This is a genomic window from Nonomuraea sp. NPDC051941 (genome assembly GCF_044593615.1).
The window spans coordinates 1-12,711 of the sequence record NZ_JBIUCF010000004.1 but is presented as its reverse complement, the minus strand read 5'-3'; the positions used below and the strand labels follow the sequence as shown (position 1 = coordinate 12,711).

The window sequence follows — 12,711 nt, the reverse complement described above, 5'->3', positions numbered from 1 at the left end:
GGAAACGGGCCGGTCAGCCCTTCACACCGCCGGATGCCATGCCTTCGATCAGCCGGCGCTGGATCAGCGCGTAGAAGATGAGGACGGGGACGATCACGATGACCATGCCGGCGTACAGCCGCCCGTAGTCGGCCGCCGCCTTCTGCGCGGTCATCAGGTTGAGCAGGCCCACCTGCAGCGTCTTGCCCTCGCCGGGCAGCAGGGTGAGCGCGATGATGAAGTCGTTCCAGTAGGCCAGGAAGTTGAAAAGGATCACGGTGGTGAGCGCCGGCCGCGCCATCGGCAGCATCACCCTGACCATGACCTGGAAGCGGGAGGCCCCGTCCAGGGCCGCGGCCTCCTCGTAGTCGGCCGGGATCGACCGGAAGTACGCGGTGAGCAGGTAGATGGTGAACGGGATCGACGTGGCCGCGTAGACGAGCGACAGGACCCCGGGGTTGTCGATGAAGAAGCCGTCGGGGAACACGTCGGCGAGCGCGCGGTCCCAGCCGACGAGCATGAGGAAGATCGGCACGACGATGTAGTTGACGTTGACGAACAGCCCGGCCAGCATCGCGACCTCGACGAGGCCGCGGCCGCGGAACTCGTACCGGGCGATGACGTAGGCCGCCGGGACGGAGACGGCCACGACGAACACCAGCCCGAGCACCGTGACCAGCACCGAGGTGAAGAAGTACTGGCCCATGCGCGCGGTGACGAACGCGTCGGCGTAGTTCTGGACGTGCAGGCCCTCCGGCAGCGTCCAGGGGCTGCCGTAGAACTCGCCCTTCTCCTTGAGCGAGGCGAGCAGCACCCAGCCGACCGGCACCGCGATGGCCAGGGCGATCGCGGTGACGAGCACGTAGGTCAGCGGCCTTCCGGCGCGCTTGATCGTGGTCATGGTGGCGGTCCTCAGAACTGGCGGGGCTCGCGCCGCGTCGCGCGGCTGACCAGCAGCGACACGAGGAACGAGAAGGCGAAGACGACGACGCCGATGGCCATCCCGTAGCCGTACGACGAGTTCGTGTACGCCTGCTTGTACATGTAGCTCAGCAGGACCTCGGAGGAGCCGTCGGGCCCACCGCCGGTCATCGCGCGGACCAGGACGAAGCTGAGGTTGACCGCGCTCATGACGAAGAACGTCAGCGTCGTGCGGAGGTTCTGCCAGATGAGCGGCAGCGTGATGGCGAAGAACTGCCGCCCCGCGGACGCGCCGTCGAGCGCGGAGGCCTCGTAGATCTCCTCCGGGATGCTCGCCATGCCGGACATGTAGAGGACCATGTAGTAGCCGAGCGACTGCCAGACCATCGCGATCGCGACCGACCAGATGACGAGCTGCTGGTCGCCGAGCCAGATCTGCTGCAGGCCGTCGAGCGACAGCAGCCGCAGGGTGCCGTTGAGCAGGCCGTTCTTCTGGTCGAAGATCGCGGAGAAGATCGCCGCGATCACGACCACGGACAGCACGCTCGGCACGTACAGGACGAACCGGTACACCGTCCGGCCCCGCAGCCGTTGCCGGGTCATGATCGCCGCGAGGAACAGGCCCGTGCCCATCGTCACGACGGTCACGACGACCAGGAGCGCGACGGTGTTCTGGAACGCGCGGACGAACTGCGCGTCCTCGAGCAGCCGGGCGAAGTTGCCCAATCCGACGAAGCGCATGTCCGGGGAGAACCCGCTCCAGGTGAAGAGGGACATCCGGAACACGTTCAGGGTCGGGACGATCATGAACACCGCGAAGAGCACGAGCGCGGGCAGGAGGCAGGCGAGCACGAAGAGGCCGTCGCCGCGCCGCCGCGTGGTCACCTCACCCACCTGCCTGGCGCAGTTTCTCGCTGGCGTCGTTGAGCGCGGCCTGCCACTGGTCCTCGGTCTTGTCGCCGCTGATGATGCTGTTGGCGGTGTCGAAGAGGGCGGCCTTGATGTCGACGCCCTCGACGGGCGCGGTGCTCGCGAACCCGCCGACGAGCGCCTCGACCGCCGTCTCCTCGTAGACCTTGTAGAACTCGGCGTTCTCCCCGGACAGGCTGCTCGCGATGCCCTTGATCGGCTGGATCGCGTTCGACCTGGCGAAGATCTTCGCCGCCTCGTCGGAGTACAGGTAGGCGACGAACTCCTTCGCCGCGTCCTTGTTCTTTGCGGCGGCGGGGACCCAGACCGACTCCACCGACGTCGTGACGAAGCGCTTGCCGCCCACGGTGACCGGCGGCAGCGGCGTCAGGCCCCACTGGAAGCCGGCGGCACGCGGGGCGTCCTTCATCTCGCCGACGACCCAGGTTCCGTTCGGCATGAACAGGGTCTTGTTGTCGAGGATCGACTGCTGGTTCTTGGTGAAGTCCTGCTCGTTGGCGTACCCGACCGTGGTCGGCGCGGCGTACTTCAGCAGCCGGGTGGTGAGGTCGAGCGTCTGCCGGGCCTGCGGCGTCTGCCAGACGCCCTGCTTGTACGTCATGACGTCGGTGTAGAACTGCTCCCCGCCGACGTCGGCGAGCAGCGCGAAGAAGTACGCGTCGAGATAACCGGCGGTCGGGTACGTGAACAGCGAGATCTTCTCCTGCTTGGCCTTCTCGCCGAGCGCGAACAGCTCGTCCCAGGTGGCCGGGACCTTCCAGCCCTTCTGGGCGAACAGCCCCTTGTTGTAGAAGAGCCCGCTCGGCGCGTAGTACATCGGCATCGTGTACGTCTGGCCGGTGCCGTACGGGTTGGTGTTGAGGTTGCCGACGATGCCCCCGATGAGCTTGTCGCCCACGGACTTGTCCTCGCCGGGGACCTTCGCCTTCAGCACGGGCGTCAGGTCCTCGAGGGCCTTGTCCTTGATGAGCGTCTCGGTGAGCGCGGCCTTGCGGCCCTGGCCGAGCACCACGACGTCCGGGAAACGCCCGGCCTTCATGTTCGGCGTGATCTCGTCCTCGATGCTCTTCGAGATCTGTAACTGCACGTCGACGCCGGGGTGGGAGGTCTTGTACGCCTGGATGACCTGGGCGTACATGTCCCGGCCGTAACCGCCTTCGAGGGCGGCGACGCTCAGGGTCGTCCTGCCGGAGCCCGAGCCGTCCCCGTCGGCCGAGCAGCCGGTGAGCAGTCCGAGCGCCGAGATGGCGGCGCTCGCGAGGACGAGTGATCTCCTCATGGTTCTGGGGTCCTTCCCGTGGACGACTGCCCACCTGGGTGAGGCGGAGGAACGAGTCCGGGGTCCGGCCGCGCCGGAGGTCACGACGACGGGGCGCCGCGCCGCCGGCCGGGGATCTGGATCTCTCGGCTGGGTCCGGACGTTGTTACAGTGGCATCGATAACATGAAGGCGCAAGAGGCACTTTGCGGACAAGCGCGACATGACTCAGTGGTGACGCGGCGGCGCCGTGGAGTCGCGCACCGACAGCGACGCGGTGGCGAGGGCGTCGGCGGCCTCGCCGGCCAGCAGCAGGGCCACGGCCGCCGCGCCGGAGCGGTAGAAGTCCTGCCGCACGGTCGTCAGCGGCGGGTGGCAGTAGGCCGCCAGGGCGATGTCGTCGACGCTCACGATGGACACGTCGGCGGGCACCGACCGGCCGTGCTCGCGCAGCGCGCGGATCACCCCGAAGGCCATCTCGTCGCTGGCGGCGAAGACCGCTGTCACGTCCGGGATCATCGCGAGGACCTGCCCCTGCCGATATCCCGAGTCGGGCGACCAGTCGCCCTCCAGCGGGGGCGGCGCCTGGATCCCGGCCGCGGCCAGGCACTCCTGCCAGCCCTGCCGCCGCTGGCGCGCCTCGATCCACTCGTCGGGGCCCGACACGTGCCACACCTGGCGGTGCCCGAGGTCGAGCAGGTGCTGCGTGGCGACGCGGCCCGCCTCCTTCTGGTCGATCCCGAGCACCCGGGCGCTCGCGGTGCGGGAGCCGTCGAGCGTGACGGTGGGGATGTCGCGGGTGATGTCCTCCATCTTCTGCGTCACCGAGATGAGCGGCACGGCGATCACGATGCCGTCCACCCCCTGGTCGGCGAGCTTGGACAGGGACCGCTCCATCAGGCCGGTGTCGAGCCTGGCGATGGTCGCGATGCTCACCGCGTAGCCCGCCGCGCCCGCGGCCGCCTCGACGCCGGCGGTCACCGCCGAGCGCGAGTAGTAGCCGCCGGACTGCAGCAGCACGAGCCCGACGGTGTAGGTGCGCCCGGAGGAGAGCACCCGGGCGGCGTTGTTGAAGCGGTAGCCGAGCCGCTCCACGGCGGCGATCACGCGCTTCCTGGTCTCCGGGTTGACGTTCGGCGAGTCGCGCAGCGCCCGCGAGACGGTCTGCGCCGACACCCCGGCGGCTCTGGCCACGTCAGCCATGCTCGGCTGCCTCGTGGGCCGCCCAGTGGGCTGCTCAGTGGGCCGCTCGGTGGCCTTCGTCATGGCGCTCCCCTCTTGCGGCCTGCCCGCGACGTCGTCAGCTGATCCTACCGCCCTTGTTACGTATGGCATCGATAACATAGGCTCTCCCACCGTGATCGAGCTGCCCGCGCCGGACCTCTCGCCGGCCCCGACGACGACCACGCCCCCGACCCCGACCGCTGGGACCGCGCTCACCTGGCGCGGGCGCCGCCTGTACCGGCACGGCGTCCCCCATCGCATCCTGTCCGGGGGACTGCACTACTTCCGCGTCCACCCCGACCTCTGGCGCGACCGCATCCGCCGGCTCGCCGACCTGGGGCTCAACACGGTGGACACCTACGTGGCGTGGAACTTCCACCAGCCGCGTGAGGACGAGGAGCCGCGCTTCGACGGCTGGCGGGATGTCGAGCGGTTCATCCGCACGGTGGGGGAGGAGGGGCTCGACGTCGTCGTCCGGCCCGGCCCGTACATCTGCGCGGAGTGGTCGAACGGCGGCCTGCCGAGCTGGCTCACCGGCCGTGACGTCGCGATCCGCAGCTCCGACCCCGCGTTCACCTCCGCGGTCGGCCGCTGGTTCGACGAGCTGACCCCGCGCATCGCCGCGCTCCAGGCCGCCGAGGGCGGGCCGGTCGTGGCGGTGCAGGTGGAGAACGAGTTCGGCAGCTTCGGCGACGACCAGGCCTACCTGCGCTGGAACCGCGCGGCCCTGGTCGAGCGCGGCATCGGGGAGCTGCTGTTCACCGCCGACGGGCCCACCGAGCTGATGCTGGACGGCGGCACCCTGCCGGGGACCCTGGCGGCCGCCACCCTGGGCTCCAAGCCCGACGCCGCCCGGCGACTGCTCGCGGCGCGGCGGCCGGAGGAGCCGTTCGTCGTCGCCGAGTTCTGGAACGGCTGGTTCGACCACTGGGGCGAGCGCCACCACGTCCGCGACCCCGGCGGCGTCGTGGACACGCTCAAGCAGATCGTCGCCGACGGCGGCAGCGTGAGCATCTACATGGCGCACGGCGGGACCAACTTCGGGCTCTGGGCGGGCGCCAACGAGCACGAGGGCCGCTTGCAGCCCACCGTGACCAGCTACGACTCCGACGCGCCGGTCGCCGAGGACGGCACGCTGACCGCCAAGTTCTTCGCCGTGCGGGAGGCGCTCGGTGCGCGCGGGCCCGTGCGGATGCCCGCGCGGACGCCGACGCTGCCGCCGGCGTCCGTCCCGCTCGTCCACCGCGCGGGCCTGCTGGCAGGCCTGCGTGCCGTGCCGGCGTCCACCTCGACCGGGCCGCGCCCGGCCTCGTTCGAGCGGCTCGGGCTGGACGCGGGCATGGTCCTGCACAGCGCGCGGCCGCGGATCCCGGCGGGCGAGCACCGGCTCGTCCTCACCGACGTACGCGACCGGGCCCTGGTCTTCGCCGACGGCGCCTTCCTCGGCGTCGCCGGCCCCGACCACCGGGAGCTGCCGGTCCGCGGCACCGGCGCCGCCGTCCACCTGGAGGTCCTGGTCGAGAGCCTCGGCCGGGTGAACTACGGGCCCGGCATCGGCCGGCACAAGGGCCTGATCGGCCCGGTCCTCGTGGACCGGCGGATCGTGCAGGGCTGGGACAGCACGCCGATCGCCCTGCAGGAGTGGTCCACCGCCGAGCTGACCCGCGCGCTCGACGCGGGCCCCGCGGTCGAGCAGGCCGAGCACGCCGGGTTCGCCGTCGCGACGGTGGACGTCGAGACGCCCGCGGACACCTTCCTGGCCCTGCCGGGATCCCGGCGGGGCCTCGTCTGGGTCAACGGGTTCCTGCTCGGCCGCTACTGGGACATCGGGCCGCAGGTCACGCTGTACTGCCCGGCGCCGCTGCTCCGCGAGGGCCGCAACACCGTGACGGTCCTCGAGCTCGAACGGCTCGGCGCGACCCTGGAGCTACGCGACCGCCCCGAGCTGGGCCCGCCGGAGGAGTACGTCGAGGAGTTCGGCTGACCCGCCGGTCCCTCACCGCTGGAGCCGGGCGTCGGCCGCGGCCAGGAAGACGTCGAGCACCCCGTCGCCGACCTGCGGCTGGGCCGCGCCCCAGCGGTTGCGCGGCGGGCTGACCCGGACGGCGCGGGCCTGCCGCTGCAGGTCGCGCGACCCGGCGAGCAACGCGGCCGCCTTCGCCTCGTCCCCGGCCTCCCGGGCCTGGAGCGCGTCGAGCAGGTCCACCATCGCCCGGCCCCACAGCTCGGTGGCGTCCAGCCAGGACGCGGTGTCGTCGGTGAAGCCCTTCTGCACCGCACCGCCGCGGATGGTGGCCGGCGCCGTGGCGATGGCCCTCGCGTACGGCCGCAGCGCGGTGATCGCCTGGGTGCGCCGCCCGGCGTCCCACGCCTGCCAGAACGCGGCCACCCGCGCGGCGAGCTCGGGCGCCTGGGTCTGCCAGGGGGTGCCGCCGAAGGTCGGGGCCATGTGCTCCAGGTCGCCGAAGACCAGCAGGGCCGCGGTGGCCGCCTGGTCGCCGCCGGCGAGGTAGGCCATCGCGCGCGGCCAGCTCCTCCTCGCGTCGTACGCCTTGTCGTTCCAGGTGAAGTCCGCGGCTCCGAAGACCGCGACCTTGCTCGCGTACGGCTGGTTCATCGGGTTGGCCACGATGCCGGACAGGTGCGCGGCCAGGCCGCCCTCACGCTTGTCGTAGGGCGCCAGCAGCAGCCGGCCGCTGGTGTTGCCGTAGTCGTTGACCGGGTAGTTGTCCCAGACGAAGACCTTGCGCCCGAACAGCTGCGCCGCCTTCTCGGCCTGCGCGTTGGTGATCTCCGGCGGCACGGTGTCGGTGCCGGTCCACATCACCTCGACCGCGGGATCGAGGGAGGCCCGCATGGTCTGCTTGTACGTGGTGTCGGTCAGGTCGCCGTACTCGGTCGGCACCATCTGCAGCGGCTGTGCGCCGTCGTGGGTGGCGATGAAGTCGCGCTGCAGGTCGTTGAGCAGGTCGACCTGGGCCTTCGCCGCGGCGGTGCGTCCGGCGGCGCCGTACGTCGTCTCGTCCGCCGCGCAGTTCCAGCGGGTGTAGCTGATGTCGTCCAGCGGGATGGAGAACGCCCTGGCGCCCAGGTCGTAGAGCGCCTGCAGTTTCCGCTTGAGGATGTCGCGGTCCGCGCGGTCGGAGTAGCAGATCGACACGCCGGGGGAGAGCGCGAAGGTGAAGCGGACGTGGTTGGCGCCGGCCCGGGCCACCAGCTCGCCCAGCTCGGCGAGCTTGTCCGCCGGGTAGGGGTCGCGCCACTTGTCGCGGTGGTAGGGATCGTCCTTGGGAGCGTAGATGTAGGTGTTGGCCTTGACGTCGCCGTAGAAGTCCATCTGGTCGAGGCGTTCGGCGTGGGTCCACGGCGCGCCGTAGAAGCCTTCGATGGTGCCGCGCAGCGGCATGGACGGGAAGTCGCTGACCTGGACCCCCGTCACCTGCCAGCCGCCGCCGGACGGGATGAACAGCTGCCGCAGCGTCTGCACGGCGTAGAACTGGCCCGCGGCGTCCTTGCCGCCGAGCGCGATCTGGCGCGGCGTGCCGCCCGAGACCCGCAACGCGTACCCCTCGGCCTGGCCGGGGACGACCGTGCCGCCGAGCGCCTGCGCGATGTCCGGGCGGGCCGCGGGGCCGAGGCGGACCTTGAGCAGGCCGGACGTGCCCGCGGGGATCTTGTCGGGGGCGACCGTGTCCACCCGGCCGGCGCCGTGCGCCTTGAGCTCCCGCACGAGGCGGTCGCGGGCGGCGGGGTCGGTCTGGCCGTCGGCGACCACGAGCACCCGGCCGGTGACGGCGGCGGCGGCGCCGTCACCGGTCAGCGACTGCGGGGTGGGCGACACCGAGGGCAAGGGCGGGACGGGAGCGGCATGGGCCGCGGGGACGGGCAGGAGCGCCCCCGCACACAGGGTCGCGGCCAGCGCGAGGCACGCCGCAGGGATGATCTTGCGTCTGCTCAAGGAAGTCTCCACTGGTCTATACCCATGAGGGGTCGGGGGGCGCGCCTTTCTCTGCGCGGTCTAGACCGGTAACCTGATCATCACCCTAATATCGGCATCTTTACTGTCAAGAGTTGCAATGCGGCACATGTCCGGCAAACCCTGCCAATGAACCGGCCCGCGCCCCTCCGCGTATCCGATGAATATGAGGGCAGCGACGCGGATCTACGCCGGTTCGGTGGTGGCGGCGGGGGTCGTGGTGCTGGTCGCGGCCCTGCGGTTCGGGGGTGCTGACGCGGAGCCGGTGATCGCCGGTCTGCCCACCGCCGGCCCGGTCACCGAGTGGGCCCTGCCGCTGGTCAAGCTCGGCTACGACCTGTGCGCGGTGGCCACCCTGGGAACGTTGCTGGCCGCCGTCGTCCTCGCGCCGGCCGGCTCGCCCGAGAAGGCGGCCTGTCTGCGGGCGGCCCGGTGGTGGGCGCTGGGGTGGGCGGTCACCGCCGCCCTGAGCTACCCGCTGACCATGTCGTACGTGCTGCCGCTGCCCGTCACGGACCTGATCGCCGATCCCGGCCTGCTGCGCTACGGCCTGACCATCCCGCAGGCGCGGGCCCTGCTGCCGGTGCTGGGCGCGATCACCATGGTCGTCCTGGCCACCCGGCTGCCGCGCCTGCCCGGGTGGGTCGCGCCGGCGGTCGCCGCGTTCGGGCTGCTGCCCCCCGCCTACGTCGGGCACGCCGCCTCGGCCGCCGACCACGACGTCGCGGTCTCCGCGCTGACGGCTCACCTGATCGCCGTGTCGTTGTGGGTCGGCGGGCTGGGCGCCGTCCTCATCCACTTCCGCCGCTCCGGTGACCTGCGGGCCGTGTTGTCCCGGTTCAGCACGATCGCCTTGTGCTGTTTCGCGGTGGTGGCCGTCTCCGGGGTGGTGGGGGCGTGGGTGCGGCTGAGCGTCGTGTCCGACCTCTGGCAGACCGAGTACGGGCAGTTCCTGCTGGCCAAGACCGCCGCGCTCGCGCTGCTCGGCCTGTTCGGCTGGACCCACCGGAGCCGTACGGTCGCGCACGTCGCCGACCGGAGCGCGCGCCACGTCTTCGTCCGGCTGGCGGCGGGCGAGATGATCGTGATGATGGCGGCCATGGGCCTGGCCGTCGGCCTGTCCCGCACCCCGCCGCCGCCCCCGCCGCCGGGCGCCGGCGACGCGCATGAGCGCCTGCTGGAGTACGATCTGCCGCCCTTCACGCCCGGCGCGCTGCTCACCGAGCTGCGCCCGGACTCGCTGATCCTGCTCTGCCTGGCCCTGCCCGCCGTCGGATACCTGGTCGGCGTGCGCCGCGTGGGGGACTGGCCGCTCGGCCGCACGCTCGCCTGGTACGCCGGCCTGGCGCTCCTGGCGCTCGTCCTGCTCTCCGGGATCGGCGGTTACGCGCGGGCGATGCTGTCGATCCAGGCCCTGCAGCACGTCGTGCTGGCCGTCGTGGCTCCGCTCCTGCTCTGCCTCGGCGCCCCGCTCACCCTCGCCTCCCGGGCCACCACGGAGTCCTCCCAGTACGGCGACCTCGGCGCCCGGCTCCGGAGACGCAGGTTGACCTTCCTCGCCCTGCTACCGGCGGCGTACATGGTGGCGTTCCCGCTGCTGTACCGCACCGGCTGGCTGGTCTGGTCGCTGGCCGGTCACGCCGCCCACCTGCTCACCATGGCCCTGTTCCTGGGTGGCGGGCTGCTGGTCTTCTGGGTGCTGGCCGGCGTGGACCCGATGCCGCGCCCCGTCTCCCGGCCGCTGCGTGCCGGGCTGCTGGGCGGCGTGCTGCTGGTGCAGCTCGCCGTGGGGGCGTTCCTGCTGCTCGGCCCGCCGGTCGCGGCCGACTGGTTCTACCTGGTGGGCCCCGACGACGGGCCGGACCTCCTCACCGACCAGCAGCTGGCCGGGGCCGTCCACCTGCTCGTCCCGCTGCTCCCGCTCGCCCTCCTGGCCGTACGGCAGGCGCGGCACGTCCCAAGCCCGTGACGCATGTGCCCGGCGCCCACCGCCGCGGCCCGGAACGGTGAGGCCAGGCACACGCACAAGCCCGCCGACTCGGCGAGCTGATCCTTGAGCGCGCCCGCAGCCGCATGGTGCGGCCTCTCCTGCTGGTCATCGGCTCGGCGTCGCGTCGCTGAGGGCGGCGAGGAGGAGGTGGCGCTGGCGCAGGGTGAGGTCCCCGATGGTGGCGCCACCGTTGATCTGCGCCTTCCGCAGGGTCTCGGTGATCTCGTCGGGGGCGTGCCCCGGCAGGACGCGGAGCAGTGCCGCGGCGTCGGCCCCGATGGTGGTCGCGTCCCTGCGGGACAGCAGGGACTCCAGGCCGATCCGTCCGGTCGCGACCGCGACGCGCAGCTCGGCCGGGGTCAGCTGCCGGGAGAGCGGTGCCGGGCTCGGGCGCGGCCCGGCGGCGACGGGCGCGGCCCCCTCGGGGCGGCCGGCCGCGAGCAGAGCCTGCGCCGAAACCAGCAGACCGCCCACGGCCGCCACGGCGGCGGCCGCGAGGACCAGGTGCCGCCGCGAGAGCCGCCGGCTGTCGCGGGCTATCGTCAGGCCGATCAGCGCGGTACGCAGGAGCACCCCGGTGATCACGCCGAGCAGGATCGGCACGCTCTGGGGCGGCAGGGGCGCCACGGTGGCCAGCACGACGCCGGCCGCCGGGGCCAGGCAGGAGACCGTCAGCCACGGTGCGAGCCGTTTGCGCGCCAGGTCGAGCAGGGCGGTCAGCGCGAGCCCCTCACTGGCCGAGTGGATCACCAGGGCGGCCACCACGACGGCGGAGGCGGCCAGCGCCAGGGTGGCGCCCTCGATCATGCGGTGCAGGGACAGCGCGGCGGCGGTCCCCACCCCGCCGTAGACGGCGGCGCTCACGGCCTGCCTCACCCGCCGGTGCACGCCGGGCGCGTGACGGCCGCCGGGACCGCCGTCGTCATGGCTGTGGCCGCACCCCTTGCGGGTGAAGTACGTGATGACCACGAACCCGAACACCCCGGCCAGCCCCACCACCCACAGCGGCACGCCGGTGGCCTCGGCCTCCTCCCAGGCATCGGGCAGCAGGTCGATGAGGGCGGTGACGAGCATCAGGGCCGAGGCGACGGCCAGCCAGACACTGACGCTCGCGGTGTTGCGCCTGGCCAGGTAGGCGCCGGTGAGCGTGGACAGCGCGACCAGGGCCACGGCGGCCCAGGTCGCCCAGCCCGGCATCGACTCCTGCGCGGCCACCGATGGTGCCGGGCCTTCGAGCGGCACGAACATGGCGCAGCCTTTCTGGCGAGGTGACAGCGGTGCTTTGGCGAGGTGGCAGCGGTGCTCTGGAGTCGTGACTGCGGTGCTGTGGCGTGGTGGCAGCGGTTCGGAAAGGGGACGGCTCCCGGCTGGGGACCGGCGTCACTCGGGCGCGGCGGGGTCGTCATGGGTGTGTACGGCAGCCGTCCCCTCGGGCGGGGGTGCGGTGAGATCGTCCAGCAGGGCGCGCAGGGTGTGGTGCAACTGTCGCCCGTGGTCGGTGATCACGCTGTCGAGCCGCTCCACTATGGCCTGGCGGGCGGCCTGGGCCAGCGCGTCGGCCGCCGCCGCGGCCTCGCCGCGCAGTCGTTCGGCGTCCTCGTGGGCCGCTGCCAGGATCCGCAGGGCCTCCCGCTGGGCGGCCGCGATCGTCTCTCCCTCGACGCCGGTGGGCGGCGCGGACAGCCGTTCGCGCAGGCGGGTGTTGTCCTGCCAGAGCAGGCCGAGCGTGGTCTCCACGTGCGCCAGGAAGGTGTCCACTTCGGCCAGGTCGTAGCCCGAACGCAGGTGTACCACGGTGAAGACCTGGTGGTGCACCATGGGCGCGGTCAGCAGCGCGAACTGGCCGGGCACGTTCCCCTGAACCGGCAGCGGGACGGGCGCGCCGCCGACCGACGCGTGGCTGTGCGGGAGATGAGGGCCGTGGTCGTGCTCTTCGTGTGTGACATGCATGGCGGGCCGTCACCGAACCTTTCGCCGTGGGCGCTGGAAGCTGGCCGGGTGTGCCCGCCGCCGCGGCCGCGGGCACACCCGCGTGGGCTACTCCGGGTCGTGGTCGTGATCGTCGTGGCAGCAGGCCGTGCTCTCGTCCGCCGGCTCGTCCGGGTCGGCCGTGCAGGCCGCTTCGTCGTGATGGTGGTGGTCGGGGTGCGTGGTCATCGCGGTTCCTTTCTGGGCGACCTAACCTCCACGGAGAGTAATTGACAAGCTACATTCGGTTTAAACGCCTGATCAGATGTTCATGTGTAGAAGTGAGGAGAGGAAGGCGCATGTCTGATCACCACGGGCACCATGCTCACCGACGCGATGGTGATCGTGCTGGCGCCGGGGGGGGGGGGGGGCGGGGGCCGCGCGGGGCGGGGGGGGGGCGCCGACGGCCTCAAACCGGGGGCGATCATCGACGCCCCGGCCCACGCCAGCACCCGGCTGCGCGGGG

The 12,711-nt window shown here is 72.1% G+C and carries 9 protein-coding genes; 2 read left to right on the top strand and 7 right to left on the bottom strand.

Annotated elements, in window-relative coordinates; genetic code table 11:
* Nucleotides 1–13: 13 nt before the first annotated feature.
* The 4 genes from ACIHFD_RS09310 to ACIHFD_RS09295 all read right to left on the bottom strand — a co-directional run bounded on the left by ACIHFD_RS09310 (nucleotide 14) and on the right by ACIHFD_RS09295 (nucleotide 4,353).
* A complete protein-coding gene (locus ACIHFD_RS09310) occupies nucleotides 14–880 on the bottom strand; it encodes a carbohydrate ABC transporter permease (protein WP_350727557.1) in 867 nt (288 codons plus the stop codon).
* Nucleotides 881–891: 11 nt separating this feature from the next.
* Nucleotides 892–1,785 carry a carbohydrate ABC transporter permease gene (locus ACIHFD_RS09305; RefSeq protein ID WP_397366308.1) on the bottom strand — a complete coding sequence of 298 codons (894 nt, stop codon included), beginning with the start codon at nucleotides 1,783–1,785 and terminating at the stop codon, nucleotides 892–894.
* A gap of 1 nt (nucleotide 1,786) precedes the next feature.
* Complete coding sequence (locus tag ACIHFD_RS09300) at nucleotides 1,787–3,109, bottom strand: carbohydrate ABC transporter substrate-binding protein (RefSeq protein WP_397366307.1); 1,323 nt, start codon at nucleotides 3,107–3,109, stop codon at nucleotides 1,787–1,789.
* 206 nt (nucleotides 3,110–3,315) lie between these two features.
* Nucleotides 3,316–4,353 (bottom strand): LacI family DNA-binding transcriptional regulator, encoded by a 1,038-nt coding sequence (locus ACIHFD_RS09295; protein WP_397366306.1) that lies wholly within the window; start codon nucleotides 4,351–4,353, stop codon nucleotides 3,316–3,318.
* Nucleotides 4,354–4,444: 91 nt separating this feature from the next.
* On the opposite strand from ACIHFD_RS09295, the gene ACIHFD_RS09290 reads away from it, so the two are divergent.
* A complete protein-coding gene (locus ACIHFD_RS09290; protein WP_397366305.1) occupies nucleotides 4,445–6,295 on the top strand; it encodes a glycoside hydrolase family 35 protein in 1,851 nt (616 codons plus the stop codon).
* Nucleotides 6,296–6,307: 12 nt separating this feature from the next.
* On the opposite strand, the gene ACIHFD_RS09285 is transcribed toward ACIHFD_RS09290, so the two are convergent.
* A complete protein-coding gene (locus ACIHFD_RS09285) occupies nucleotides 6,308–8,269 on the bottom strand; it encodes a beta-N-acetylglucosaminidase domain-containing protein (protein WP_397366304.1) in 1,962 nt (653 codons plus the stop codon).
* 184 nt (nucleotides 8,270–8,453) lie between these two features.
* Between ACIHFD_RS09285 and ACIHFD_RS09280 the strand changes: the two genes are divergently transcribed.
* Nucleotides 8,454–10,256: a cytochrome c oxidase assembly protein gene (locus tag ACIHFD_RS09280; protein ID WP_397366303.1), complete on the top strand. Its 1,803-nt coding sequence runs from the start codon at nucleotides 8,454–8,456 to the stop codon at nucleotides 10,254–10,256.
* A 126-nt stretch (nucleotides 10,257–10,382) separates the two neighbouring features.
* Here the strand turns inward: ACIHFD_RS09280 and ACIHFD_RS09275 are convergent, their stop codons facing one another.
* Both ACIHFD_RS09275 and ACIHFD_RS09270 read right to left on the bottom strand, forming a co-directional pair.
* On the bottom strand, nucleotides 10,383–11,525 hold the full coding sequence (locus ACIHFD_RS09275) for a hypothetical protein (protein ID WP_397366302.1): 1,143 nt from the start codon (nucleotides 11,523–11,525) through the stop codon (nucleotides 10,383–10,385).
* Between the two features lie 132 nt (nucleotides 11,526–11,657).
* Nucleotides 11,658–12,227, bottom strand: coding sequence for a DivIVA domain-containing protein (locus tag ACIHFD_RS09270; protein ID WP_397366301.1), 570 nt, complete (start codon nucleotides 12,225–12,227; stop codon nucleotides 11,658–11,660).
* Nucleotides 12,228–12,711: the final 484 nt, after the last annotated feature.